Here is a 24,430-nt window from a genome sequence, read left to right as displayed (position 1 = left end):
GGCAGAAGCGAATCTCGCAAGTGTCGCTGCGTCCATGACACCGGCGCAGATTGCCGACGCGCAACGGCAGGCGGCTGCTTTGGGCTCCGACGCCCGCGCCTTGAGGCTTGAGGCCAGCGCGGAAGGTGGGCTCAGGGTCAGGACCTGACCTTTGCCCATACTTCGTGAACCATTTGCGGTTTCGCCGGCGCAACAAGAGTGAGCAGTACAATCCGGCAAAGCGACAATGCAGAAGCCCTGCGCTGATCAATGCTTTGAAGTGCTTTAGTCCCCGGCCTTACAGTGGAATTGGACGCGAGCGTATTTTGGAGCGGTCAAGTTGGGACCCGCATGCGTCTTGTCGAGATCACATAGGCCGACATCCTGTTCCAGGATACTCGCTATCGCCCCTGCGCGTGTGCCTCCGGCATTGCGGCTTGTTACGCCCTTTTACTTTCAGGGCGGACAGGAGGTTGGCGATCCCACGAGATCGCCAACCTCCTAGAGATCTAAGCTGTTGCTGTCAGCAGGTACGGTTCTAGCGATGAACGCTCGCCGTGAGTCGAGAGTCACCGGTCCCGCCAGACAGCGCACGTATCAGCATCACGATCTGGACACCGCCCGCCACGCCGACGAGCGTGTAGACCATCCGTGCGAGGGCAGCCTGCTGTCCCCCAAAAAGTTCCGCCACAAGATCAAATTGGAAGAGGCCAACGAGCCCCCAATTCACGGCGCCCACGATGGCAAGAACAAGCGTAACGATATTGAGAGTTTTCATTGACTCCTCCTAGTTACAAATGGCGCTGCCTAGTCATGGATGGTGCCGCGCCGCCATCCTCACGAAGCGAAGACACTACGATTTCGGCATAATCACCCTGTCAATCACATGGATGACGCCGTTGGATGCCTTGACATCAGCCTGTGTGACAACCGCGTCATCTACCTTGACGGTATTGCCGCTTGCATCTATCCGCACGGCGCCGCCCTCGACGGTCTTGGCGTTTGTCGTCTTACCCTTGAGGTCGCCAGACATGACGTTTCCGGCGACCACATGATAGGTCAGTACCTTCTGAAGCTGCGCCTTGTTCTCGGGCTTTAGGAGTGTCTCGACCGTACCGGCCGGAAGCTTCTTGAAAGCTTCGTCGGTAGGCGCAAAGACCGTGTAGGGCCCCTTGCCTTTGAGCGTTTCAACGAGTCCGGCTGCCTGAAGGGCGGCCGTCAGAGTCTTGAAGCTGCCGTTGCTGACAGCGGTCTCAACGAGGTCCGCCGCAGCGGCCGGACTTGCCGCGACGAGCATGGCGGCTACGGCGTAAGCACTATACTTCACGTTCATTGTCCTGTCCTCTGATCGCTGCGCCCTGTCGGTTCACCGGCGCTAGCCTCGATGGATATGTCCGGAGACCGACCTGCTTTGCATCGGGAGTATCCTGAGTGACGCCGGAAAATCACCGTAGAGGCCTGCTTTCACTGCAGTTGCCATGTGAAGACCAAGAGGAACTGAGATAGACTTCCATATGGCAGCACCCCACAGCCGAGATTGAGGCCAGAATGGACCATCTCACCCCCAACGATGCCTCATCCGCGGAGCATTCAGGATCCAAAAAACGGCGTCGCGCGGCCTCAAGGGCGCCGCACGCTCAAAGCCTTCCGACTCTGATCGCGCCCGAGGTTGAGGCCGAGGCCGTACTGCGCTCCACCCTGGATGCCCTGTCGGCCCATATCGCGGTGCTTGACGAAGCCGGGACGATCATCGCGGTCAACCAGGCTTGGCGTACCTTTGCCCATGCTTCCGGCTATGCCTCCGAGAACCACGGTGTCGGCATGAATTATCTGGCTATTTGCGAGGCGGCGGCAGCCGTGTCGCAAGATGCGGCACGAACCGCGGAGGCGCTGCGGGAGATCATGGCAGGCAACCGCTCCGAGTTTCGGATGGAATATCCGTGCCGCAGCCCGCAGGGGCCGCGCTGGTTCCAGCTCCGGGTGACCCGGCCGGACCAGACGCAGACGCGCCGGATCGTCATCGCGCATGAAGACATAACCGAGGTCAAACGCACGCAGGAGGAATTAGCCCGGCTGAGCGGCCGCCTCATGCATCTGCAAGACGAGGAGCGGCGCGCCATCGCGCGCGAGCTTCATGACACCACGGCCCAGAACCTGCTGGCCATCACGTTGAACGCGACACGCCTGCACGAGGGGCTGCGCGATGCCGGGCAGCCGGCCCGCCGCGTCCTCGTGGAGACCCTCGAACTGGCCGAGCAGAGCCTCCAAGAAGTCCGCACATTGTCGTATCTCCTACACCCACCGCTCCTCGACGACATCGGGCTCACGGCCGCTTTGAGCTGGCTCGCCAGAGGATTTTCCCAACGAAGCGGCATTCAGGTCGACATTAGCATCGAGAATGGCGGTGCGCCTTTGCCTAGGCCCACTGCCACCGCGCTCTACCGGGTCGCTCAGGAGGCGCTGTCGAACGTTCACCGCCACTCGGGCAGCAAGCGGGCACGGCTTGCTCTGTATCGAACTGAGGATATGGTTCAGCTCGACGTTGTGGATAGTGGCACAGGGCTCAGAAGTCTCGTGAACCCCGGCAGCGAGGAAGCCCGACAGATCGGTGTCGGCATCTCAGGCATGAGGCTGCGCCTTGAACAACTCGGCGGCGAGCTCGATATCCGTTCGGGCCCTTCGGGGACCCACGTGAGCGCCAGGGCGCCGATCACGCCCGTGGCTTCGGATCAACCGCTTTGAGCGGCCGAGTGCTCAGGGATGCCCCGGTCTGCCGTTAGGATTCATCATGCTTCGCATTCTTCTCGCCGATGACCACGATATCGTCCGGCGTGGGCTCAAGGATCTCCTGGAACAGCATGTCGGCTGGCAGGTCTGCGCGGAAGCTTCGAACGGCAGGGATGCCATCGAACTCGCCCTCGAGCATCGGCCCCACGTGGCCGTTATCGACCTGTCCATGCCCGAGCTCAACGGCCTCGAAGCGACCCGTCGGATCCGGCAGAGCCTGCCGGACACCGAAGTCCTGATCTTTACAATGCACGAGAGCGAGGAGTTGATCAGGGAGGTACTGAGCGCTGGCGCCCGGGGCTACCTGCTCAAATCAGATGCGGTGCGTCAGCTTATCCCGGCCGTCGAAAGCCTCTCGCAGAAAAAGCCTTACTTCGCTGGGCGTGTGTCGGAAGTTGTCCTGGACGGCTTTCTCAAAGGGGGACAGGTCACGCAGGGGGGGCCAACGACCGAACGCCTGACGTCACGCGAACGCGAGGTCGTGCAACTTCTGGCCGAAGGCAAAAGCAACAAGCAGATCGCGCGCCTCTTGGACCTCAGCGTCAAGACGGTAGAGACCCATCGCACCGCCGCGATGCGGAAGTTGGAGCTCAACTCTCTGCCCGACCTGGTTCGCTACGCCGTCAGGATGCAGATCATCCAAGCCTGAGCTCATGCCACAAAGAACGGATGTTGCGATGCCTCCATCTGCCTCAACCTCATCCCTCTTGAACAGCCTTGAACGCCCGGCTCGCGCCCTTGTCATCGGTGCATCCGGCGGCATCGGATCCGCCGTCACAGACCTTCTCGCGCGCGGAGGGTTTGAAACCGTTCATGCGCTTTCGCGCTCAGGATCCGACCGAAGCTTGGCGGGCGTGCGTGAGGGACGGATCGACCTTGAGAGCGAAGCGAGTATTGCCGCCGCAGCCGAGCAGCTTGTCGAAGGCTGTCCCCTGCGCTTCGTCCTGGTGGCGACAGGGTTGCTCCACGATACCACCCTCCTGCCTGAGAAGACCTATCGCACCCTTGATCTGGAGCGTCTTCTCCGGAGCTTCTGCATTAATGCGATTGGTCCGGCCCTTGTGGCCAAGCATGTGCTTCCGTTCATGCCGAAAGCGGGCAAAAGCGTCTTTGCGGTCCTCTCTGCGCGAGTCGGCAGCATCGAGGACAACCGCCTCGGGGGCTGGTACGGCTACCGGGCATCGAAGGCAGCCCTGAACCAGTTCATGCGAACCATTGCGATTGAGCTCGCTCGCCAAAGACCGGAAGCCGTATGTGTCGCTCTCCATCCTGGAACGGTCGATACAGCCCTGAGTCACCCCTTTCAGGGTGGCAGAACAATCCAGAAGGTGTTCTCACCGGCGTATTGTGCCGAGCGGTTGCTGGCTCTTACGGATGCCCTGACGGCGGCGCAAACTGGTCAATTCTTTGCCTGGGATGGGCAGTCAATACCCTTTTGACAGAGAACATAATGCCCTTCTTGCACAAGTTCCAAGGTGGCATTCGGGTCACGAACCGCCATTAAGCGTGGCCATGTAAAGGTCCGCTTATTGCGCGGCTGCAGACATTCGTCCGGCCAGCTCAAAGTGGTTCAAGACTGCCGCGGTTCGCCCCATCCGGCATAAGAACTTTTGCGAGCTAATGCTAGGATCCAGCTTCCGCCAACTTGACGGCAGCTGGTGGATCATCCTCGAGGCCGAGGATACGAAGGGCGGCCGCGTGGATGAGAGATGCGTGCCGGACTATCTGAACCCACTCATAGTCCGATATCTCACCACCTATAGGCCTCTTCTCCTCGGAGAAGAGGCCGATGGCACGAAGGGGAAGAGGGTAGGCAATCAGCCTCTTCCGGATAGCTTATTGGAGAACCTATCCGGCCCGCTATGGATCGCGGCCACAGGACAGCCCCTCACCTACTCTGCTGTGGGAGCAGCAATCACCAATACAGCAGAAGTCACAGTTGGAGTCGGGCTGAGCCCACACGCGTTTCGCCGCTAGAGCGACGGTGACCTATTTTGGCGGGGAATACCCTCACCTGACCCAAGGAGTGCTGCAACACAACAGTGCGCGGGTCGGTGATGAGCATTACGACAGCGACTCAACTCGGCGGGCCGGCCTCGAGCTGACCGCAATCATACGAGAGCTCACAAAATAGACCTCTGCATGAAGTCTGGGGAGCCGCTTCGAGGCAGATCCGAAGTGTCGTCTCCTAATTAAATTTCCTCTAGACCCGGCAGTATGGAGGCGCCTTCGCTATGGTCAATGTTGAGAGGACGATTATCGAGATCACCGCGTCAATTGTCGGGAACGCTCCTTGCCTACATGACCTCCCCAATGCAAAGCCTGCATAGCGCGGTATTAGGCGTGATCCCAACCGCATGTCGCGAGTGGGTTGCTACAGTACCAAGACAAGAGATGGTTGACGAGCATTTTCCTCTCGCCAGCAGCCGGCAAACTGCTGATCGATTTGGGCAGTGGATCGACACCATCGCGAGATCCTGAGGGAAGGAGGAGCAAGCGATATCCTCTGCCCCTTTGGGATGTCCGCTTTAAGCCTCTAGCCTGACCAAGGCCTTAGGTCTGAGGAGTGCCAGAAGCGGTCCTCTCGACCCACTTCAATTCGTGTACCGGTACTCTCAGCCTCTCTCATGACGCAGGTGCTTGTTTTCAACTCCCGTAGCGCAGTGCATCGACCAGCAGAGAGAAAGCCGGCGCGGGTAGTAGAGAGCCGTCCCGACAAATTTTATTATCGGCTAAGCTGAAACAATGCAGCGGATGGCAACTTGCCCTGATAACAAAAAATCGTGAGCCTGGGAGACTGATCCATGGCGAACGGAATGTGTGACATCTGTGGGATCCGGCCTGCCACCGTTCGGGCTCAGGTTGCCAGGAATGATCATCAGGAGACTTTGGAGCTGTGCGACTTCGACTACCGCCGCTTGGCTCGCCAGCAGGGGCGGATGCACTCGCCCCTGGAGTCTCTGTTCGGTGGGCGGGGAAGCCTGTTCGAGGATTTCTTTGACGACGATTTCTTCGGAGAGAGCCCATTCACGGGTGCAAGAGGGCGCGCAACTGAAGCGCCCGACGCTGAAAGTGGCGGCACCTCCATTCCAGTCAGGCCCGGACGCGGGCGAGCCCGCGGCGCGGCTGGCGCCGCCGAGCGCCTCTCCGAACACGCGGAGGAGATCCTCCAGTCAGCCGCCCGCCGAGCGGCCGACTTCGGGCGCCGCGAGGTTGACACTGAACATCTGCTGCTCGCCCTGACAGAAAGCGACGTCGTCCGCACCGTCCTGGAGCAGTTCAAGGTCTCTCTCGACGACCTGCGCAACCAAATCGTGCAGGAAAGCCCACATGGCGAGGCTGAGCCGCAGGAGGGCGGCGAAATCGGTGTCTCGCCGCGCATGAAGGATGCGCTCTCCCGCGCCTTCCGGGCCTCCGCGGAACTGGGGCACTCTTATGTCGGACCGGAGCACCTGCTTATCGGCTTGGCCGAAGAGGGTGAGGGCCTGGCTGCCGACATGCTGCGCCGCTATGGCCTCACCCCCCCGGCCATCCGCCAGCAGGTCACCAAGGTGGTCGGCCGCGGTGCCGAGGAAGGACGGGTCGAGACGCCCACCAATACGCCCAACCTCGACAAGTACTCGCGCGACCTGACCAAGCTCGCCCGCGAGGGCAAGCTCGACCCGGTAATCGGGAGGGCGCAGGAGATCGAGACCACCGTCGAAGTGTTGGCCCGGCGCAAGAAGAACAACCCGGTCCTTATCGGCGAGCCCGGCGTCGGCAAGACGGCGATCGTGGAAGGCCTCGCCCAGCGCATCGTGGCGGGAGAGGTCCCCGAGGGCCTGCGGGACAAGCGCTTGGTCGAGCTCTCGATCAACTCGCTGGTCGCAGGCTCCAAGTACCGTGGTGAATTCGAGGAGCGCGTCCAGCAGATCCTCAAGGAAGTCACCGAGCGCGAGGACGAGCTGATCCTGTTCATCGACGAAATCCACACCATCGTCGGCGCCGGCCAGGGCGGCGGCGAAGGCGGGCTCGACATCGCCAACGTGTTCAAGCCAGCGCTCGCCCGTGGCGAACTCAACCTGGTCGGCGCGACGACCCTCAACGAGTACCAGAAGCATATCGAGAAGGACGCCGCCCTGGAGCGCCGTTTCCAGCCGGTCTTCGTCCCTGAGCCGACGGTTGCCCAGACCATCATGATCCTGCGCGGCCTGCGCGACACCCTGGAGGCACACCACAAGGTCGCCATCACCGACGAGGCGATCATCGCGGCGGCAGAGCTGTCCGACCGCTACATCACCAGTCGGTTTCTGCCTGATAAAGCCATCGATCTGATCGATCAGGCCGCCGCGCGGGTTAAGATCTCCGCCACCGCCCGGCCGGTGGACGTCCAGGAACTGGAGGCTGAGGTGCGCCAGCTCAAGCGTGAGCAGGACTATGCGGCATCCCGCAAGCAGTTCGACCGCGCGTCCCAGATCCAGGCCCAGCACGATGCTCGGAACAAGGACCTGCAGGACGCAACCGAGCGCTGGCGCCGCGGGCGCGGCTCGGCCTCGGCGGAGGTGCGCACGGAGCACATTGCCCAAGTGGTCTCGAAGCTCACCGGCGTTCCGGTCAACGAACTCACGACCGAGGAGCGCCAGCGTCTCGTGAACATGGAGGAGCGCCTTCACAAGCGCGTCATCGGCCAGGAGGAGGCGGTCAAGGCGGTGAGCGATGCCGTGCGCCTGGCGCGTGCCGGCCTTCGCGAGGGACGTCGTCCCATTGCGACGTTCCTGTTCCTCGGGCCCACCGGCGTCGGCAAGACGGAACTCGCCAAGGCTCTCGCGGAGACAGTGTTCGGCGAGGAGGACGCGATGATCCGCCTCGACATGTCGGAGTACATGGAGCGGCACGCGGTAGCTCGCCTCATCGGCGCACCTCCCGGCTATGTCGGGTATGAGGAGGGCGGACAGCTGACCGAGCGCGTGCGGCGGCGGCCGTATTCGGTGGTGCTCCTCGACGAGATCGAGAAGGCGCATCCGGACGTCTATAACGTCCTCCTGCAGGTGTTCGACGATGGGCGGCTGACCGACGGCAAGGGCCGGGTTGTGGACTTCACCAACACGATCCTGATCGCCACGTCGAATCTGGGGTCCGACATCATCCAGCGCCACCTCAACCTGCGAGGCACGGCCGAGGATGACCAGGCCAAACTTAAGCGCGAGCTGATGGACGTGCTGCGCGGCCACTTCCGGCCGGAATTCATCAATCGCATCGATGAGGTCATCGTCTTCCACGCCCTGGCCCGCAGCGAGATCCGCTCCATTGTGGAGATGCAGCTGGAGCGTGTGAAACGCACGGCTCATGGTCAGGGGGTCGACCTCGTCATCGACGGCAGCCTCGTCGACCACCTGGCGGCCGCTGGCTTCCGGCCGGAGTTCGGAGCCCGCGAGCTGCGGCGTCTCATTCGCTCCGAGCTGGAGACCCAGCTTGCCCGCGCAATGCTGGCAAACGAGGTTCAGGAAGGTGACCGGGTGCTCGCGCGCTGGGACGGAGACCAGCAGAGGGTAGTACTGGAGCCTCAGCCCAAGGCAGAGGGAGCGACAAAGGCCGCAGGCGCAACCGACGACCACCGCAATACGGTCGAGCTAGACCGGGAAGCCCAACGCGGGGCTGGCGACGACAGCAGGACGGCCGCCGAGTGATAACCTCGGCTGCCCGGCGACACGTCCGGAGGACATCGCGTGCCGTTTCGCATCTTGTGATCGACACTTCGGGCCGGGGTGCTCACGGGTGCCCTTGTCATGGCCACCTTTGGAAGCTGATCCAGGTTCGTATGCAAGGACTGGAGCCATGACAGCGCAAAGAGGCCCGGTGGATCGGCAACACAACCAAGGGTGGGCTCCTGCCCTCCTGCCCGGCTCCAACACGGAGGCCGGTTCGCTGCCGCCCGCCCGCATCCATCGGCCAGGCCGCTCCGTGACATCATCCGCACCCGCCCGGACAGGATGGGTGCTGGAGTTTGAGCGCAGCTCGGCCCCATACATCGAGCCGCTCATGGGCTGGACCGGAGGCGACGATCCGTTCGCCCAAATTCGATTGAACTTCCCGGACCTGCAAAGCGCCATCGTCTTTGCCGAGCGGCACGGCTGGCCCTACCGCGTCGAGGATCCGCCGCCACAACGGACGCACCTTCTGTCCTACGCCGACCGGTTCAGGTACGAGCTGGCCAACGCCATTCGGCGCGCCTCGCCGTCCGTGGAGCCGGTTGCCGGCGAGGCGACCCGTCGACAAATCAATCGGATCGCCGGGGTAGGGACTGACGGCGGCGAGGATCGTCGGACATCATGGCCGATCCACACCGACAAGGATAGGAGAGCTCCGCTCCAACATCATTGAAGGGACCGCCCCTGAGCCACTTTCCACCTCGGATCCACCTCATGGACAGGAGTCTCCATCGGGCGGGACAGACCACTCGGCTCCCGAGCGACATGGAGGAAGAGCATGGCTGAACTCATCGTGATTGGCTTCGATGACCCCAACGAAGCGGATCATGCCCTGACCGAACTGGCGCGCCTACAGAAGGAGTATCTGATTGACCTGGAGGATGCGGTGGTCGCGATCCGCGGCCCTGACGGTAAGCTGCGGCTGAAGCAGAGCGTCGATCTGGTGGGCGTCGGCGCCGCATCTGGAGGCCTGTGGGGCGCCATGTGGGGCTCGCTCGTCGGCCTGCTATTCCTGAACCCGCTGCTCGGGCTTGCGACGGGGGCCGCCCTGGGTGCCGGCGCAGGGGCGCTGTCCGGGAAACTGGCGGATTACGGCATTGACGACGACTTCATCCGCTCGATAGGCGAGACGCTCCAGCCCAACACGTCGGCCCTCTTCGTGCTGCTCCGCAAGGTGCAGCCGGAGAAGGTGTTGGACGAGCTGAAGCGCTTCCGCGGACGTGTCCTGCGCTCCTCCCTTTCGCCCGAGCAGGAGGCCCGGCTCCAGGCCGCCCTGTCTGGCGCCAACGTCTCCATGCCTGGCACCACCAGCACCACGTCGGAAGCCACCAATCCGGCCTCCAGCGACATCAGCACCACCCCGAGCACCACCCCTGTCAAAGGAGCCGCATCATGACCTTCCGCCCGCTCCATGACCGCGTGGTGGTGCGCCTGGTCGAGGCCGAGGAGAGGAAGGACCGCGTCCACGACACCATGCACGACACCAAGGCCGCCGCGGAAGAGGGCGTTGTGCCCGGCGGCATCGCCCTGCTCCACGCCAAGACCGCGGTGGCACCGAGGCCACGGTGGCCGAGTTGCCGAAGAAGGAGTCAGCCCCGGCCATGCCCGGCAGCGGCATGGCCGGCAAAGACTTCTAGGCTCCCGAGAGGGAATATTTCAAAGGCCGATGTCCTGGCAACCGAGCGTGTTGGAGCATCCCGAAGGAATGCCCATTGAAAGGAGACACCTCATGGCACGCAATCCCCTGACCCCCTTTGGCTCCGGTTTTGGCACTCCGGGGGGAAGCGACCCCTTCCTCTCGCTCCATCGCGAGATGAACCGCCTGTTCGACGATGTCCTGCGCGGCACAGGCCTGCCCGCCGCGGCGGGTAACCAAGGCCAGGGCAGGGTCGGCAACTTCGTCAATGCCAGCATGAACGTGTCGGAGACGCAGAACGAGATCCGCATCACGGCGGAACTGCCCGGCGTCACCGAGCAGGACATCGACGTCAGCCTTGACGACGACGTGCTCACCATCCGGGGCGAGAAGAAGTTCGAGCGCACGGACGACAAAGAAAACTTCCACTTCGTCGAACGGTCCTACGGTACCTTCCAGCGCTCGCTGCGGTTGCCCTACCCGGTGGATCCGGAGCGGGTGCAGGCAAGCTTCGAGAACGGCGTGCTCACCGTGACCGTACCGAAGACCGGGCAACAGGAGCGCTCCCGCCGCATCCAGGTGCAGGGCCGCAGCTCGAGTGGTCAGGCTTCTCAGGGCGGTCAGGGCGCGTCAGGCGGCACCGGTGGTGGAGGCAGCCGAGGCGGACAAGGTAGCGCACCGGGCAGCACGCCCGTCGGCGTAAGCTCCTGAGTCCGGCAGATCACACATGACGCAGCTATCGGACGAGGAAGACCGCCCCCGGACCGAGCGAGACGATCCCCGCTCCACGATGGGAACTGGCCGGCCCCCGAGCGCCATGGGCCGCGCCCTGCGCGACACCCGCGAGGCTTGGCCCGGCCTGAGCACCTACGAGCGTTTCGAGCAGGTCGTCTCGCTGGTGCTGACCAGCCTCATCGGGCTGGTGATCGCGGCAGCAGTGATCCACCTGAGCTTCCGCATCCTCTTGTTGTTGCTGTCGGGACTGCTCGACCCGGCGGAGACGGGCGTGTTCCAGGCGGTCTTCGGCATGATCTTCACGGTGCTGATCGCCCTGGAGTTCAACCATTCGATCATCAGCATCCTTCACCGCAAGGAAAGCATCGTGCAGGTGCGCACAGTGGTGTTGATCGCCCTGCTGGCGCTGGTGCGCAAATTCATCATCCTGGATGCGAGCAAGACCGACCCGCTCACCATCCTCGGGCTGGCCGCGGCTCTCCTGGCACTCGGCTTGGTCCATTGGCTCGTGCGCGACCAGGACAGGAAGGATGCCGCCGAGCAGGATCAGGCCGGAGGGACTGCCGACTAGAGCATCGTGCACAAAAGTGGCCCCGGTCTTGTGCGAACGATGCTCTGATTCAAAGAGGAAGCATGGGTGCCGCCGTCTGCTGCCGGGAAGCAGAGAGCAAGAAGCCAATAAACGCCAGCTTGCCACAGCCAATCACTCAGGTACAATTGCCGGGCTGGCGTGAATCTGTCCAAAGGCCTTAAACGAGACCATTGCGGCGCGTTTTATGGCGCTCCTCGATCAGGGGACGGCAAGTCTGCTCAATGGCCTTCACCGCCAGGTCGAGCCGCTTCCTGAGAGTGTCTCCGTCCCGTTGTTCGCCCCAGCCAATCGCCGCTTCCCATTGGTTGCGCCTCGCTTCCTCCGAGCCCGTCTGGTCCTGGCCGTAGGTGCGGATCAGGTTGTGGGCCGAGTCGATGACCTCGCTGTGAATGGCCCGAATCTCCTCGAAGGGCTGGGCGGCCTCCTCTCCAAAATAGGCCATGAAGCGGTACCGACTCGCTTGGAGCTCGGAAAACACTTGGCTCTCCTTGGTCAGGCGGTCGACGGGCGCGAAGATCTCGCCCCGTTCAAGCTCCTCGTCCGGTCCCGCTCCGGGACGGCCATCCTCCCCACCGTCGTTGTCATCTGAGGAGGGAAAGCGCGCCCATGTTAGGATGTCCCTGGCCCGGTAGAACCCCGCCAGCACCTCCTCGGCAAGTTCAGTCTTGCGCCGGCCGACCATCTCGCTCCGCCAGGCATTGAGCCCGCGGACGCCGGCCCAGCCGGCGACGACGGCTGCCAAGCCTGTCATGAGATTGGCCAGCGCCGAGATCCAGTCAGCCGACAAGATCGCCTCCGTCAGGAATTAGGAAGAGGTGGCTCTGAAGCCGCTTCGGCGCGACACCTCCACTTTCCCTGAGCAAAATGGCGTGAGATGGAAGCCGGGCAACCCGCCAGATTGAGGGAGATCGCGAAAGAAACGCTGTCACACGACGATCTGCTGGCCTCTTTGGGTCGAATCACCAGCTCGCAAAAGAATCAATTTTGCTTCTTGAGCCTGCGGAATTCACTTGGGAGAACACCGTACGCCGTTTTGAAACGGCGGCCGAAATGAGTCATGTCTGAAAAGCCCCAGCCAGCTGCGATCTCGGCCACGGTTCTATGGACCTGGAGCGGGTCCATGAGAGCTCGGTGGCAGCGGTCCAGCCGTCGGGACTGGATGAGGCGGGCAATCGACGTACCTTCTTGAGCAAGCAGAGCGTTCGCGTAACGCACGCTCACTCCGGCAACGGCTGCAACAGTCTCAGCGTCAAGCCGGGGATTGCTTAAACGAGCTTCGATTGCGGCACGCACATTCAAAAGAGCGGATGCCTTGGCCGACGAAAGATACGGCCTTGGCCTCTCATGCGCCTTCGCCAGCGAGACGGCCACGAGATCAAGCGTCTGATCCTTGACCATCTCTGTGGCGGCCGTACCCAATTGACCTGCGTAATCCGGCAGCATTGCTATAAATGCTGAGGCCAAGCGGTGCTCCGCCTCCACAGGCTTCATGGACCGGGTGACCATGTCGGTCGTCTTGCCGACCCGGGCCTCCAGAGCATATCGGGGCGCCTTGAGAACCAGCAACTTCACACCCCCCGAGAACCTCCCCTCATATGGCAAAAGCGGGTCGAGCAGCGTCATGTCTCCAGCCTCCATGATAATCTCGCGGCCAGCCTGCTCCAATACGAGTTGCCCAGAGGTCAGGTGACAGACAAAAATCTCACCGCTCTGCATCCGAGCACAGTGCTGCTGTGTATGCGAAACCCTCATCGGCGCGGTCTCAAAGAGGACCAGGCCCAGCTCGGCCAAGGCACCGGCATGCAACTCAGCCTCGAAGGTGGGGCGGCATTCAGGCGTGGAGTCATGCGCGATGAGATTTTTGCACGCAACGCTGTGCCAGAAATCAAATCGGTCGCGCGGGTGAACCGCGCTCGTCGAGAACAGCATTTCCATCATCTGAATCCCAGCGTCGCGTTAAATTGGTCGAGAAGTTGTTCCCGTTCAGCCGATCCTTGCGGTGCCCCGACAAGTATAAGCCAACGCTACTATCGTCCTACGTCAAGGGCAAATTGAAAGGCCATGAATAGTCGCAGGCTTACCCTATCCGATACGTCTCCCCGTGCCGTCATGAAACATATAACCTTGTGAATCGTCCCACACATGCGTTCTCGTTACTATTTCAACCTCACTGACGGAAATAAGATTATTTGTGACGGCGGGGGTCTCCAACTTGCGGACATCGATACAGCCGTCGGCTACGCCATCAAGGCGATCGAGGAACTGAGGGCTGAGGCCCCGTCGCCGTCGGAAGAGTGGCTCGGCTGGAGAATGGAGATCACCAACGGCATCGGTGAGGTGGTCTGGGTGATCCCCTTGGAGCCATGGCCCTTAAGGACGTGCTCTTTCCATTAGAAAAGTTGCCCTCAGCCCCATGCGGTATCAAAGGCGCTTCAGATGCGCCCTGCTTTCAACTCGGTGGTTGCGACAGAGACCTACTGCTCAATCAGGTTCCGAAATCTTAAGGCGTCGGGCAGCCAAGGCTCAGGCGCCAGAGCAACATCCAGGCCGCAATACAACATGAAAAGAATCGCTTTGGCTCTTTCGGCAGCCCCTATCCTGGGAGCGTGTACTGATAATGGGCAGTCTTATTATTTGGAGTCTCTCCACTTAGAAAAAGACTACGTCGCCTGCAAAAGCCGTGATTTCATCAAGTTAATTGCCCGCAACTATGGAAATCCCGAGGAATTCGATGAACGCGTTAAGATCGGATTCAAAGACGGAACCTGCCACGTGTTTAGAGCTGGAGAGAAGGTTATGGTTTCCATCAACAAACAGTTTGGACGAATAGAAACGATCAATGATCCCGCTTCCGGAATACATTACGACACCTTTGATCCAATCGATTAGAATTGGTGCCTGAATTATCAGGATATCCTGGTCCAGCTAAACTCAGCCTCGCAACGGAAGCGTAATACGATTCAGCTTTCGCCAAAGATGATGCGAGGAATACCTCTCCAGCACTGCCCTAAACTTCCGATCGACAACGTAATGGCCCTTGATCCCCGCACCCTAGGCGCCGCATTCGTGCTTCTTTCAGCCATGCTCGGAGCGCTTTTGCTCTTCGCCTGGATGCATAACCGGAAGGTCCATTCGCTGGCATGGTGGGGGGCTACCTTCAGCTTGTTCGCCATCGGGATTGGCATGGCAAACCTCGGACACGGGGCACCAGGCTATTTCGTGTTGCTCGTCGCGAATGCTTTGGTGGCGCTCGCCTATGGCGTCCTGTACGCGGGCTGCCGAACCTTCAATAACCGTAGAAGCACGCCTTCTGCCATCATCTGTGGCGCTGTCGCCTGGATTGCTGTTTTCCCCATCATTCACGAGGCGGCAAATGCCAGGCTTCTGCTTCTGTCGCTGATTGCCGGCGGGTATGCAGTCCTGTCAGCGTGGGAGCTTTGGAGGCATGCTCCGCAGCGTCTAACTTCACAAAAAGCGGCCGTCATCCTTCTGTTCGCTTTGGCTACCTTCAATCTCGTTCGCGCACTGCTTGCGCTGAAGCTAACTTCGATCGTCTGGATTGATGCGTTTGCCAACAGGTGGTCAGCGGACATGGCGCTGGTGCTGGTGGTCTATGCCCCTGCCTTGGCCTTTGTCTTCCTGTCCATGGCCAAGGAGCGCATCGAATTCGACTACAAGAAGGCTGAACAGGCCTTGCGTGAGAGCGAGGAGCATTACCGCTATTTGGTCGAGTTGAGTCCGCATATCCCCTGGGCGGCCGACCCACACGGACACATTGTTGATGCATCCACACGGTGGTTCGAGCTGACGGGCACGCCTGTTGAAGAGGCGCTTGGTGCTGGATGGATCAAAGCCCTGCATCCCGACGATTGGGCACTGGCGCAGCAGCGGTGGATGCAGTCGGTGTCCTCGGGCGAAGCCTTCGACCTGGACTATCGGGTGCGTCTGGCCGATGGAACCTATCGCTGGTTCCGCGCCCGCGCTGCGGCCCGGCGAACTGAGGATGGTTCCATAGTCCGTTGGTATGGGACGCTGGAGGACATTCATGATCGGAGGCTTGTCCAGGAGCAACTGCATTGGGCCGCCTACCATGACGATTTGACGGGCCTGCCCAACCGCAGGCTCTTTCGGGAGCGCTTGCAGCAAGCGCTCGACCAAGCCGACCGGACGGGAGATCAGGTCGGCCTGCTGATCCTGGATCTGGATGACTTTAAGCAGATCAACGACCGGTTTGGGCACGATGCCGGTGACAGGCTTCTGAGAGCATTTGGCGAACGGCTGGCTCGTCTCGTGCCTCCGGGGTCCACCGTTACCCGCTTAGGCGGCGACGAGTTCGCCGTCATCGTGACCAATATCGGCGGCGAGGCCGAGGTCGCGGCGACGGCCGGATCCATTCAGACCGGACTGCAGAAACCTCTCAGGCTCAGCACTGGAGCACACGAGTGCCGCACCAGCATCGGAGGCGCAGTCTCCGGCGGGCCTAGTAGCGGCGCGGAGGACTTACTGAAACGGGTAGATCTGGCGCTCTATAGCTGTAAGGCGACCGGACCTGGCGCAGCCATGATGTTCAGACCGGCCATGCGCGAAGAGGCCCAGAAAACCGCCGCGGCTATGGAAGTCGCCCGCAAGGCGCTGGCGCTCGACTGGATCGTGCCGTTCTATCAGCCGAAAGTAGAACTAGGGTCGGGCGCCCTGGTTGGTTTCGAAGCGCTCATGCGCTGGTACCATCCTCGTTTGGGCCTCCAAACTCCCGAGGCGCTGGCACCCGCCTTCGGCGACAGGGAGCTCGGCACGGCGATAGGCGAGCACATGCTCTCCCGTGCGCTCGCCGACATGCGCCGCTGGCTCGATGCTGGCCTCAACTTCGGTCGGATCGCAATCAATGCCTCGCCCGCCGAGTTCCGCCGCGACACCTATGCCGAACGGGTACTCGAGCTTCTCCACCAGGCGGATGTGCCACCGCGCTGTCTTGAGGTTGAGGTGATCGAAAGTGTGCTCCTCGACCGCAGCGTGGCGAATGTCGAACGGACGCTCCGCACCTTGAGCACGGCAGGTGTAACGATTGCACTGGACGACTTCGGCACGGGCTATGCCTCGCTTACACATCTCAAACGGTTCCCAGTCGACGTGATCAAGATTGACCGCTCATTCATCAGCGACATGGAGATCGATGCGGATAATGCCGCGATCGTCCAAGCCGTGCGGAGCCTCGGTTGCAATCTGGGCATCGCGGTGGTGGCAGAAGGGGTAGAGACTGCTGCCCAAGCATCGCTCCTGCGATTGTCTGGCTGTGATATCGGGCAAGGCTATCACTTCGGACGCCCCATGCCTGCCAGAGATATCCCGCAGTTCATCGCAGCATGGACGCCCGGTATTCTCCCTTAGAGCCGCCTTCATGACCGGCTGCACTGACTTCTGCGCCCTTGCTGAGCGCATTACTGATCTTGTGCAGCCTGAGCATTAATCCAGCTTTTCGCCGGCGGGGCGGTGGACACCATCCTTCGGCTGGTAGATGAAGACCTGCTCGCCAAAGCGGAAATCTGCTCAACTTCCCTCGAAGGATCGCTCCAGGTCAGATTCGGCCTTTAATCGTGGCCATATGAAGGTCCGCTGACCCCACGGCTGCGGACCATGGGCCGACTTCGGCTCAGTGCCAGAACGCGACATTAGCACCATGCGGATGAGGTCGGCTCAATCTCATTCTTGGCTTTGATCTATTGACGTCCAAAGGCCAGCGCCTAGCCTACTCTGATCTCACGGGAGCTAGCTCGATGCGCCATGGATTCCGATTGCTCCTGTTGCTGGCGTTCTCTCTCCTGGGGCCAAAGCTCGCTGCCGTCGCACAGGGCACCACGGTGCGGGTCGGTCATTTTCCGAACATCACCCATGTTCAGGCCCTCGTCGCCCGCGCCCTCGAAAGGCAGGGCAAGAACTGGTTCGGGGACCGGCTTGGGCCGGGGGTCAAGATCGAGTGGTATGTCTACAATGCGGGCCCAAGCGCCATGGAGGCGATCTTCGCCAGCTCGCTCGACCTCTCCTATGTCGGGCCTAATCCCGCGCTCAACGCCTATGCGCGCTCGCGCGGCGACGAGGTGCGCGTGATCGCCGGCGCGGTGAATGGCGGGTCGGCCCTGGTGGTCCAGCCGGATTCCGGCCTCGCCCAACCAGCCGATTTCCGGGGGAAGCGCATCGCCACTCCGCAATTCGGCAACACGCAGGACGTGGCCGCCCGGGCCTGGCTCATCACCGGGGGCCTGCGCATTACCCAGACCGGCGGCGACGCGCAGGTCCTGCCCACCAGCAACCCCGACCAGCTCTCGCTCTTCCGGAGCAAGCAGCTCGACGCGGTCTGGACGGTCGAACCTTGGGTCTCGCGTCTTGAATCCGAGGCCGGCGGCAAGATCTTAGTGGAGGAGAAGGATGCGATCACCGCCGTACTCGTCTCACGCGCGGACTTCCTGGCCAAGAACCGGGATCTGGCCAGGCGCTTCGTGGCAGCCCACCGGGAACTGACCGAGTGGATCCGGCGGAACCCGGAGGAAGCGCAGCGTCTGGCGCGCGAGGAGCTCAAGGCTTCGTTTCGCATCGCCATGGCGCCAGACTTGGTCGCCCGCGCCTGGGGCCGCATGAGCCTCACGCCCGATGTGACCCGCGAGGCCTTCCAGTCGTTCGTGACCAGCGCCCAGCAGATCGGTTTTATGCGTGGAGCCCCCGACCTGTCGCGCCTGATCGAGAGCCCTTGATGGAGTCCCGTCCGCCCCCCGGGACAGGCCTCCCGGCCAAGCTCATTGTGGACGGCGTCTCGAAACGGTTCACCTCGTCCCGAGCGACGGTGCAGGCGCTCGACAACGTGTCACTCACGGTGGCCGAGGGCGAGTTCGTCTGCCTGATTGGACCGAGCGGGTGCGGCAAGTCCACCCTCCTTGACATCATGGCCGGCTTGACCAACCCGGACAGCGGCCAGGTGCTGGCCGATGGCAAACGGGTCGAGGGACCTGGGCGGCAGCGACTGGTGATGTTCCAGGAATCGGCCCTGTTCCCGTGGCTGGATGCCTTCGGCAACGTCATGTTCGGGTTGAAACTGCGTGCGGACCTCACCAACAAGGAGCGGAAGAAGATCGCCGATTACTTTCTCGAACTCGTCGGGCTGGAGAAATTCAAGCATGCCCATGTGCATGAGCTCTCGGGCGGCATGAAGCAGCGGGTGGCGCTCGCGCGGGCGCTTGCCCCCGATCCGCAGGTCCTGCTGATGGACGAGCCTTTCGGGGCCCTCGATGCGATGACCCGCGATCACTTTTACGACGACATCCAGCGCATCTGGATGGAGAGCCGCAAGACCATTGTGTTCGTGACGCACAACGTGCGCGAGGCGGTCTGCCTGGGCGACCGCGTGGTTCTGATGTCACCCTCCCCCGGGCGCATCGCGCAGATCTTCGAGATTCCCCTGCCCCGTCCGCGCGACATCAACAGCCCTGAGCTCGCAGGATATGCTTCCAAAATCGCGGCCGCACTCAAGGGCTCTGAATACAAGACGGCATCCGAATGAAGCGCTTAAGCATTGCCCTTCTGTTCTTTGCAGTGCTCATCGGCCTGTGGGACATCGCCGTGCGCAGCGGGCGCTGGTCGGCGGTGCTCCTGCCGTCGCCGCTGTTCGTGGCGGAATACATCTGGGCTGCGCTCCTCGACGGCACTCTCCCTGAAGCCATCTGGGTCACGCTGAAGCGGCTTCTCATCGGCTACGCCGCAGGCGTACTCATCGGCCTGCCGTTGGGCCTCCTGACCAGCAAGTCGCAGGTCCTGGAGGACACGGTAGGCGCCCTCGCACTCGGCCTCCAGACCCTGCCAAGCGTGTGCTGGGTGCCGCTGGCCCTGATCTGGTTCGGACAGACGGAAGGCGCGATGTTGTTCGTCGTCATCATGGGCACCGTATGGTCGGTCATCATCGCCACCGACAACGGGGCGCGCAACATTCCGCCGATCTATGCCCGCGCCGCTCGCACCATGGGATCAGAGGGTTTTCATCAATGGACGCGGGTGATCCTGCCGGCCTCGCTTCCGTTCCTCGTCAGCGGCATGAAGCAGGGCTGGGCGTTTGCCTGGCGGTCGCTGATGGCGGCGGAGATTTACGTCACGATCCTGACCGGCTTCGGCCTCGGCCATCTCCTCCATTACGGGCGCGAGCTGAACGCCATGGATCAGGTGATCGGCATCATGATCGTGATCGTGGTGATCGGGCTTCTCGCCGACCGCATCCTGTTCTCGCCCTGGGAGCGGTTTCTCCACAGCCGCTGGGGGACCAACATCAAAGCATCGTAAGCCGGAATGCCCGCTCGGGGTCACGATCAGGAGACCGGCGCAAAGTAAGGGACGTCTGGCTTACCCCGGTAAGCTGACGAAAACCTTAGGAGGAGCGATCAGCCGGGTTTTGTTATCAGCAGCGATGGCCAAGGTTCATTGTTGGGCTTTCGTTTCAGGAGCACTGCAATGCAAAACAGTATCTCTGACCATCCCTGCCGAACCAACTCCCCATGGAATCGCGGCAATCTGATTGGACCCAAGCCGCCCCTCAAAGCGAAAGAGATTTGGTCCATTCGGATCAGGCTCCAAGTTGCTCATCGCATCCGCGATTTGGCTCTGTTCAATCTAGCCCTCGACAGTAAGCTGCGAGCCTGCGACCTCGTTGCGCTTCGAGTCGATGACGTGGCCCTCAATGGGCGGGTGCGATCCCGCGCCACGATCATGCAGCGGAAGATGGGCCGACCCGTTCAGTTCGAGGTCACCGAGCAGACCCGGGCGGCTGTGGGGCGCTGGCTCGAGCAGAAGGATCTGCATAAGGGCGAACCGCTGTTTCCGAGCCGGGGGCAATCGAGCGAGGCCTATGACGACGCGCCAATACGCTCGCCTGCTGGCGTCCTGGCTTCGTGCGATTGGTCTGGATCCCCTCGCCTACGGCACCCATTCCCTACGACGGACCAAAGCGTCGATGATCTATCGGAGAACGGGAAATCTCCGTGCCGTCCAGCTTCTGCTGGGGCACACCAAGATCGAGAGCACAGTTCGGTATCTTGGGATCGACGTCGACGATGCTCTTCTGATTGCAGAACAGGTTGACATCTAAACGCAGAGGCGGCTCCCCGACGAGCCGCCTCAGACTTCACGCATATCGGAGCAACGTCCGGACTTGAGGCTTAAGCAGCCACGAGACAAACGACCGGCGCGTGCCACTACTGGACCTTCCTGTTTCAAAGATCTGATTTCAGGAATGCCCGTTCATGGAACGAAACCGCCTTCCCTAGGTGTGCTCAACCCATAGAGCTCCGCGATCCGCTCCAGCAGCCGTCCACTTGCTGCATCCTCCTGCAAGTCTTGAGAGAGCTGATTGTCGACGATCAGATGCGAAAGGCCGTGGACGAGAGCCCAAGCGCCAAGGGCCGCGTCGCGAGGCGATGGAGATCCTCTATCAAGGGTCGCACGTTGCAGAACTCCAAAAGCGCCTTGAGCGGCTTGCGCAAGATCGGGGTGCGATTGCCGATCGAGCCCGCTGCCGAACATCAGCCGGAACAGGCCAGGATGAGCCAAGGCAAAGCGCACATACTCTTGTCCAAGAGCCAGCATGCGGTTCTGCGGTGTGGCTGCGGCCTCCTCGAATGCCGCCCGCAATTGCCGAAAGCCATACGCCGCGACGGCGGCCAGGAGGGCTTCCCGCGTAGGGAAGTGGCGGTAGGGCGCATTGTGCGAGACCCCTGCGATACGGGCCGCCTCGCGCAGGCTGACAGAAGCCGGACCATCCCGCTCGATCAGTTCTGCCGTGGCTTCGATGAGTGCATGTCTCAGATCTCCATGATGGAAAGGCTTGTTCGGGTCAGTCTCGCGTGTTGACAATGTCAACATCTCCTCGCATGTTGGCGCCGTCAACATGGCAAATGACGCAAGACAGTCAACCCTGGAGCTCCATGATGTTGTTCTTCGTGTTCGTCCTGACCGCAACGCTCGTTGCCCGCCTGGGCGGGTTTCTGGGGGTTCCGGGAATGAAGGATTGGGCGTCGTCCATGCGCTGGGGCATGGCAGTGGCACTTGTCTTTTTTGGAATGGATCATCTGCTGACGCCGGATCGGTACTTGCCGATGATTCCATCCGTGTTGCGGTACCCGGCGGAAATCGTCCTCCTGACCGGGCTATGCGAACTCGCCGGGGCAATCGGTCTGCTTGTCCCTCGGACCCGACGTCTGGCAGGCATCATGCTGGCGATCTACTTCGTCTGTGTGTTTCCAGCCAACATCAAGAACGCTGTCGAAGGGGTGGTCGTCGAGGGTCTGCCGACGGCGTCGTGGTACTATTGGATCCGTCTTCTGTTCCAGCCGCTGGCGATCTGGTGGGCTCTTCGTGTGTCCGAAGTGATCGGTCCCCGCCGCACTCGGGAAATCGCGGGGATGGTGCCACGGACATAAGCCAGGGCTTCATGGCTTGTCCCGGCGCCTGGGACGCGGTATCTCATCCCAATGTCTTCGATCCAGAACATTGCTACCGCCAATGTTCCGTTCGCCGGTCGCCCGGCGGGCGAGTTCCCTATTTGCGTCTCCGGATAGCAGCGGGACCCGGCTAGGCCGTCCTCTCCCGCCCGGAGACGGTGCAACAAGCGGCCTTCCTGACATCAAAGACAGTTTCAATCATGCTCGCATCTTCTCGAGATCGACGGGAAGGCCCCATGACCATCTCCCGTCGTCGAGTCATCTTCGCCCTGCTTATACTCTGCGCGGCCCTGTCCCTGGCAGGAACCGACCTCATCCTGCCAGCCGTGCCGGCTCTGCCGCAGATCTTTGCGACAAGCGAGGCCACCGCTCAGCTCGTGCTGGCGTCCTATGTCGCCGGCACGGCCATGGGGCTCTTGCTCTTCGGGGCCTTGGCGGATCGCCTGACCCCGCGAACCCTGGTCGCGTCCTCGCTCGTTGTTTTTGCGCTCACATCGGTGGCTTGCGCCAAGTCACCGAACATCTGGGCGTTGATCCTGCTGCGCTTCGTGCAGGGAACTGCATCGGCCGCCGCGCCTGTCTTCGGGCCCGCCATCATCCGACAGATCTTCAGCGAGAAGGCCGGTGTTCGTGCCATTGGCTTTCTCGGCAGCGTCGAATCCCTCGTTCCTGCCCTAGCGCCCATCCTCGGCGTCTTCCTCCTCGCCAGGTTCGGGTGGCAAAGCTCGTTCGAGCTTGTTGGCGTCGTGGCGATCGTCGCGGCGGCGCTGATCTTTGTGCTGGGATTGCCGCGACAGCCGAAAGCGGCGGGAGCGCAGGGCGGCTACCATGCGCTCCTCCTGGACCCGGTGTTCATGCGGTATGCGCTGTCACAGGCGATGACATTGGCCGGCCTGGTTGTCTTTGTCTTCGGTGCCCCGGCCGTGATCGTCGGGACCATGGGCGGCACCCTGCATGACTTCATTGCCATGCAGGTGTGCGGCGTCGCTGGCTTCATCGTAGCGGCCAATCTGACCTCTCGATGCGCCGGGCGCTGGGGCACCGAGCGCATCATCTTCCTGGGCACAGCCATGTCCCTGGCAAGCGCCGTAACGATCCTGGCCTATGCTCTCGCCGGCGGCAGCGACAGTGCATTGCTCCCGGCACTGTTCCTGCCGATGAACGTCGGTTTGGGACTTCGTGGGCCGCTCGGCTTCTACCGCGGGATCGTTGCGTCCGGCACCAACAGCGCTCGTGGCTCGGCTCTGATCGTTTTCTTCATCCTGGCCGCGACCAGTCTGGGCACAATGGTCGCCGCGCCTTTCATCGACCAGGGTTTGTGGGCCCTTGGCGCGGTGACCTGCGCGATCCATGCCTTGTCTGTCGGCTTGCTTCTGCTGCTGCCCAGAATGCCTGAGGCGAGCTGACGACATCATGATCCAACAGGATACGTCTGACAGAGGAGGTCCGTTTGAAGCAGAGTATCGCCCATATCGCTCTCGTGGTTCGCGACTACGATGAGGCCATCGACTTCTATGTCAACAAGCTCCGGTTTGAGCTGGTGGAGGACACGTACCAGCCGGAGCAGGACAAACGCTGGGTTGTCGTACGCCCTCGAGGCGACGGAACGACGTCGTTGCTTCTGGCACGCGCCTCCACTCCCCACCAGGAGACATTCATCGGCGACCAAGCTGGTGGCCGCGTTTTCCTGTTCCTTCGGACTGATGACTTTCAGAGGGATTACGCTGCGATGGTTGAGCAGGGCATCAAGTTCGTTCGCGAACCAAAGAAGGCTCCCTATGGCACCGTTGCCGTGTTCGAGGATCTGTACGGCAATCTGTGGGATCTTGTTCAGTTCACAGACGGTCGGGACTGAGTGCCCAGCAGATCGGATCTCGCAAAACGGGAACTGCCGAACGTCGCGTTCGAGATCAGAGCGCCTCCGTAGACAGGTGAGACGATCAACGAAAGGTCCGCACCGGGTCAACCTCGGAAGTTCAGGTGAGCCGAGCGAAGGTCTGCTTCGAGCGGGAGAGCCGACATTTCTGGATTAGGCGCCGGCTGTTGGGTCCGAGCATACGGAGCAGAGCGCCCGATGATCCGGGAGTTTCGAACAACTCGTCGCGCCAACCGAGGTCCGCGGACCCGACTCGGTCTCGGCTGCAAAGCCAACATTAATCTCAACGTTTGGCTACCTATTGGCTACCTGGAAGAAAACGGCTCAAAGGCCAGATGCCGGTAACCCTTTGAAATGATTGGTGAGCGCGCTGGGACTCGAACCCAGGGCCCTCTGATAAAAGTCAGAAAGTGTTTTGAAGGAGAGCAATAGCGCTCTAACCGGATCAATGCAAAACAGCTGGAAGTCTTACCTCAGGCGTAACCTAAAGGCGGGGAAGAATGCCTCGCCGCCAACTGTCTGCCTAAATCTTTGAAAAGATTGGTGGGTGTACAAGGACTCGAACCTTGGACCCGCTGATTAAGAGTCAGCTGCTCTACCAACTGAGCTATACACCCGTCGCCGAAGCGAAATCCGGCGGTGCGTTATCCGCCGAAGAGGCCGTGCGTG

Annotated in this window: 22 protein-coding genes, 1 tRNA gene and 1 pseudogene; 18 read left to right on the top strand and 6 right to left on the bottom strand. The window is 61.6% G+C overall.

Annotated elements, in window-relative coordinates; genetic code table 11:
* Positions 1-517: 517 nt before the first annotated feature.
* Positions 518-757 carry a DUF378 domain-containing protein gene (locus tag AC522E_RS04860; protein ID WP_500749261.1) on the bottom strand — a complete coding sequence of 80 codons (240 nt, stop codon included), beginning with the start codon at positions 755-757 and terminating at the stop codon, positions 518-520.
* A 75-nt stretch (positions 758-832) separates the two neighbouring features.
* Positions 833-1,312: a fasciclin domain-containing protein gene (locus AC522E_RS04855; protein ID WP_500749260.1), complete on the bottom strand. Its 480-nt coding sequence runs from the start codon at positions 1,310-1,312 to the stop codon at positions 833-835.
* A 215-nt stretch (positions 1,313-1,527) separates the two neighbouring features.
* Between AC522E_RS04855 and AC522E_RS04850 the strand changes: the two genes are divergently transcribed.
* The 8 genes from AC522E_RS04850 (at position 1,528) to AC522E_RS04815 (ending at position 11,395) form a co-directional block, all read left to right on the top strand.
* Positions 1,528-2,721, top strand: a complete 1,194-nt coding sequence (locus tag AC522E_RS04850; protein ID WP_500749259.1) for a sensor histidine kinase — start codon at positions 1,528-1,530, stop codon at positions 2,719-2,721.
* A 46-nt stretch (positions 2,722-2,767) separates the two neighbouring features.
* Positions 2,768-3,415, top strand: a complete 648-nt coding sequence (locus AC522E_RS04845) for a response regulator (protein WP_500749258.1) — start codon at positions 2,768-2,770, stop codon at positions 3,413-3,415.
* A gap of 4 nt (positions 3,416-3,419) precedes the next feature.
* Positions 3,420-4,205, top strand: a complete 786-nt coding sequence (locus AC522E_RS04840; RefSeq protein WP_500749257.1) for an SDR family NAD(P)-dependent oxidoreductase — start codon at positions 3,420-3,422, stop codon at positions 4,203-4,205.
* Positions 4,206-5,570: 1,365 nt separating this feature from the next.
* Positions 5,571-8,432, top strand: a complete 2,862-nt coding sequence (locus AC522E_RS04835) for an ATP-dependent Clp protease ATP-binding subunit (RefSeq protein ID WP_500749256.1) — start codon at positions 5,571-5,573, stop codon at positions 8,430-8,432.
* A gap of 148 nt (positions 8,433-8,580) precedes the next feature.
* Complete coding sequence (locus AC522E_RS04830) at positions 8,581-9,126, top strand: ETC complex I subunit (RefSeq protein ID WP_500749255.1); 546 nt, start codon at positions 8,581-8,583, stop codon at positions 9,124-9,126.
* Between the two features lie 105 nt (positions 9,127-9,231).
* Positions 9,232-9,849 carry a DUF1269 domain-containing protein gene (locus AC522E_RS04825; RefSeq protein WP_500749254.1) on the top strand — a complete coding sequence of 206 codons (618 nt, stop codon included), beginning with the start codon at positions 9,232-9,234 and terminating at the stop codon, positions 9,847-9,849.
* Between the two features lie 333 nt (positions 9,850-10,182).
* Positions 10,183-10,800, top strand: a complete 618-nt coding sequence (locus AC522E_RS04820; RefSeq protein ID WP_500749253.1) for an Hsp20/alpha crystallin family protein — start codon at positions 10,183-10,185, stop codon at positions 10,798-10,800.
* A 106-nt stretch (positions 10,801-10,906) separates the two neighbouring features.
* Positions 10,907-11,395, top strand: a complete 489-nt coding sequence (locus AC522E_RS04815; protein WP_500750588.1) for a phosphate-starvation-inducible PsiE family protein — start codon at positions 10,907-10,909, stop codon at positions 11,393-11,395.
* Between the two features lie 178 nt (positions 11,396-11,573).
* Here AC522E_RS04815 and AC522E_RS04810 read toward each other — a convergent pair whose 3' ends face one another.
* Positions 11,574-12,203, bottom strand: coding sequence for a hypothetical protein (locus tag AC522E_RS04810; protein ID WP_500749252.1), 630 nt, complete (start codon positions 12,201-12,203; stop codon positions 11,574-11,576).
* A gap of 191 nt (positions 12,204-12,394) precedes the next feature.
* Positions 12,395-13,354 (bottom strand): helix-turn-helix domain-containing protein, encoded by a 960-nt coding sequence (locus tag AC522E_RS04805; RefSeq protein ID WP_500749251.1) that lies wholly within the window; start codon positions 13,352-13,354, stop codon positions 12,395-12,397.
* Positions 13,355-13,558: 204 nt separating this feature from the next.
* Between AC522E_RS04805 and AC522E_RS04800 the strand changes: the two genes are divergently transcribed.
* The 7 genes and pseudogenes from AC522E_RS04800 to AC522E_RS04770 all read left to right on the top strand — a co-directional run bounded on the left by AC522E_RS04800 (position 13,559) and on the right by AC522E_RS04770 (position 20,534).
* Positions 13,559-13,810 carry a DUF6894 family protein gene (locus AC522E_RS04800; protein WP_500749250.1) on the top strand — a complete coding sequence of 84 codons (252 nt, stop codon included), beginning with the start codon at positions 13,559-13,561 and terminating at the stop codon, positions 13,808-13,810.
* Between the two features lie 165 nt (positions 13,811-13,975).
* Positions 13,976-14,305 (top strand): hypothetical protein, encoded by a 330-nt coding sequence (locus tag AC522E_RS04795; protein ID WP_500749249.1) that lies wholly within the window; start codon positions 13,976-13,978, stop codon positions 14,303-14,305.
* A gap of 141 nt (positions 14,306-14,446) precedes the next feature.
* Complete coding sequence (locus AC522E_RS04790) at positions 14,447-16,801, top strand: putative bifunctional diguanylate cyclase/phosphodiesterase (protein ID WP_500749248.1); 2,355 nt, start codon at positions 14,447-14,449, stop codon at positions 16,799-16,801.
* A gap of 386 nt (positions 16,802-17,187) precedes the next feature.
* Positions 17,188-18,159, top strand: coding sequence for an ABC transporter substrate-binding protein (locus AC522E_RS04785; RefSeq protein ID WP_500749247.1), 972 nt, complete (start codon positions 17,188-17,190; stop codon positions 18,157-18,159).
* The gene (locus tag AC522E_RS04780; protein WP_500749246.1) at positions 18,159-18,962 is read left to right on the top strand and encodes an ABC transporter ATP-binding protein; all 804 of its coding nucleotides are present in this window, start codon (positions 18,159-18,161) and stop codon (positions 18,960-18,962) included. The genes AC522E_RS04785 and AC522E_RS04780 overlap by 1 nt, the downstream gene beginning before the upstream one ends.
* Entirely contained in the window at positions 18,959-19,732 is a 774-nt protein-coding gene (locus AC522E_RS04775) for an ABC transporter permease (RefSeq protein WP_500749245.1), read from the top strand. Before AC522E_RS04780 ends, AC522E_RS04775 begins: the two co-directional genes overlap by 4 nt.
* A gap of 168 nt (positions 19,733-19,900) precedes the next feature.
* A pseudogene (locus AC522E_RS04770) lies at positions 19,901-20,534 on the top strand (tyrosine-type recombinase/integrase).
* 152 nt (positions 20,535-20,686) lie between these two features.
* On the opposite strand, the gene AC522E_RS04765 reads toward AC522E_RS04770, so the two are convergent.
* A complete protein-coding gene (locus AC522E_RS04765; protein ID WP_500749244.1) occupies positions 20,687-21,307 on the bottom strand; it encodes a TetR/AcrR family transcriptional regulator in 621 nt (206 codons plus the stop codon).
* Positions 21,308-21,369: 62 nt separating this feature from the next.
* Here AC522E_RS04765 and AC522E_RS04760 point away from each other — a divergent pair, with 62 nt between their 5' ends.
* The 3 genes from AC522E_RS04760 (at position 21,370) to AC522E_RS04750 (ending at position 23,740) form a co-directional block, all read left to right on the top strand.
* Positions 21,370-21,864, top strand: coding sequence for a DoxX family protein (locus AC522E_RS04760; protein WP_500749243.1), 495 nt, complete (start codon positions 21,370-21,372; stop codon positions 21,862-21,864).
* A gap of 257 nt (positions 21,865-22,121) precedes the next feature.
* The gene (locus tag AC522E_RS04755; RefSeq protein WP_500749242.1) at positions 22,122-23,291 is read left to right on the top strand and encodes an MFS transporter; all 1,170 of its coding nucleotides are present in this window, start codon (positions 22,122-22,124) and stop codon (positions 23,289-23,291) included.
* 44 nt (positions 23,292-23,335) lie between these two features.
* Positions 23,336-23,740: a VOC family protein gene (locus tag AC522E_RS04750; protein WP_500749241.1), complete on the top strand. Its 405-nt coding sequence runs from the start codon at positions 23,336-23,338 to the stop codon at positions 23,738-23,740.
* Between the two features lie 562 nt (positions 23,741-24,302).
* On the opposite strand, the gene AC522E_RS04745 is transcribed toward AC522E_RS04750, so the two are convergent.
* Positions 24,303-24,378 (bottom strand) — tRNA-Lys (locus AC522E_RS04745).
* Positions 24,379-24,430 lie beyond the last annotated feature (52 nt).

It is taken from the genome of Microvirga sp. BF8 (assembly GCF_059888585.1).
Note: the sequence above shows the minus strand (reverse complement) of the source record. Positions and strands in the feature narration are given on the sequence as shown.

What these genes read in the sequence shown, in the direction of transcription:
- AC522E_RS04860 (WP_500749261.1), bottom strand. Translation starts at nt 757, where the DNA reads ATGAAAACTCTCAATATCGTTACGCTTGTTCTTGCCATCGTGGGCGCC.
- AC522E_RS04855 (WP_500749260.1), bottom strand. Translation starts at nt 1,312, where the DNA reads ATGAACGTGAAGTATAGTGCTTACGCCGTAGCCGCCATGCTCGTCGCG.
- AC522E_RS04850 (WP_500749259.1), top strand. Translation starts at nt 1,528, where the DNA reads ATGGACCATCTCACCCCCAACGATGCCTCATCCGCGGAGCATTCAGGA.
- AC522E_RS04845 (WP_500749258.1), top strand. Translation starts at nt 2,768, where the DNA reads ATGCTTCGCATTCTTCTCGCCGATGACCACGATATCGTCCGGCGTGGG.
- AC522E_RS04840 (WP_500749257.1), top strand. Translation starts at nt 3,420, where the DNA reads ATGCCACAAAGAACGGATGTTGCGATGCCTCCATCTGCCTCAACCTCA.
- AC522E_RS04835 (WP_500749256.1), top strand. Translation starts at nt 5,571, where the DNA reads ATGGCGAACGGAATGTGTGACATCTGTGGGATCCGGCCTGCCACCGTT.
- AC522E_RS04830 (WP_500749255.1), top strand. Translation starts at nt 8,581, where the DNA reads ATGACAGCGCAAAGAGGCCCGGTGGATCGGCAACACAACCAAGGGTGG.
- AC522E_RS04825 (WP_500749254.1), top strand. Translation starts at nt 9,232, where the DNA reads ATGGCTGAACTCATCGTGATTGGCTTCGATGACCCCAACGAAGCGGAT.
- AC522E_RS04820 (WP_500749253.1), top strand. Translation starts at nt 10,183, where the DNA reads ATGGCACGCAATCCCCTGACCCCCTTTGGCTCCGGTTTTGGCACTCCG.
- AC522E_RS04815 (WP_500750588.1), top strand. Translation starts at nt 10,907, where the DNA reads ATGGGCCGCGCCCTGCGCGACACCCGCGAGGCTTGGCCCGGCCTGAGC.
- AC522E_RS04805 (WP_500749251.1), bottom strand. Translation starts at nt 13,354, where the DNA reads ATGATGGAAATGCTGTTCTCGACGAGCGCGGTTCACCCGCGCGACCGA.
- AC522E_RS04800 (WP_500749250.1), top strand. Translation starts at nt 13,559, where the DNA reads ATGCGTTCTCGTTACTATTTCAACCTCACTGACGGAAATAAGATTATT.
- AC522E_RS04795 (WP_500749249.1), top strand. Translation starts at nt 13,976, where the DNA reads ATGAAAAGAATCGCTTTGGCTCTTTCGGCAGCCCCTATCCTGGGAGCG.
- AC522E_RS04790 (WP_500749248.1), top strand. Translation starts at nt 14,447, where the DNA reads ATGGCCCTTGATCCCCGCACCCTAGGCGCCGCATTCGTGCTTCTTTCA.
- AC522E_RS04785 (WP_500749247.1), top strand. Translation starts at nt 17,188, where the DNA reads ATGCGCCATGGATTCCGATTGCTCCTGTTGCTGGCGTTCTCTCTCCTG.
- AC522E_RS04780 (WP_500749246.1), top strand. Translation starts at nt 18,159, where the DNA reads ATGGAGTCCCGTCCGCCCCCCGGGACAGGCCTCCCGGCCAAGCTCATT.
- AC522E_RS04775 (WP_500749245.1), top strand. Translation starts at nt 18,959, where the DNA reads ATGAAGCGCTTAAGCATTGCCCTTCTGTTCTTTGCAGTGCTCATCGGC.
- AC522E_RS04765 (WP_500749244.1), bottom strand. Translation starts at nt 21,307, where the DNA reads ATGTTGACATTGTCAACACGCGAGACTGACCCGAACAAGCCTTTCCAT.
- AC522E_RS04760 (WP_500749243.1), top strand. Translation starts at nt 21,370, where the DNA reads ATGATGTTGTTCTTCGTGTTCGTCCTGACCGCAACGCTCGTTGCCCGC.
- AC522E_RS04755 (WP_500749242.1), top strand. Translation starts at nt 22,122, where the DNA reads ATGACCATCTCCCGTCGTCGAGTCATCTTCGCCCTGCTTATACTCTGC.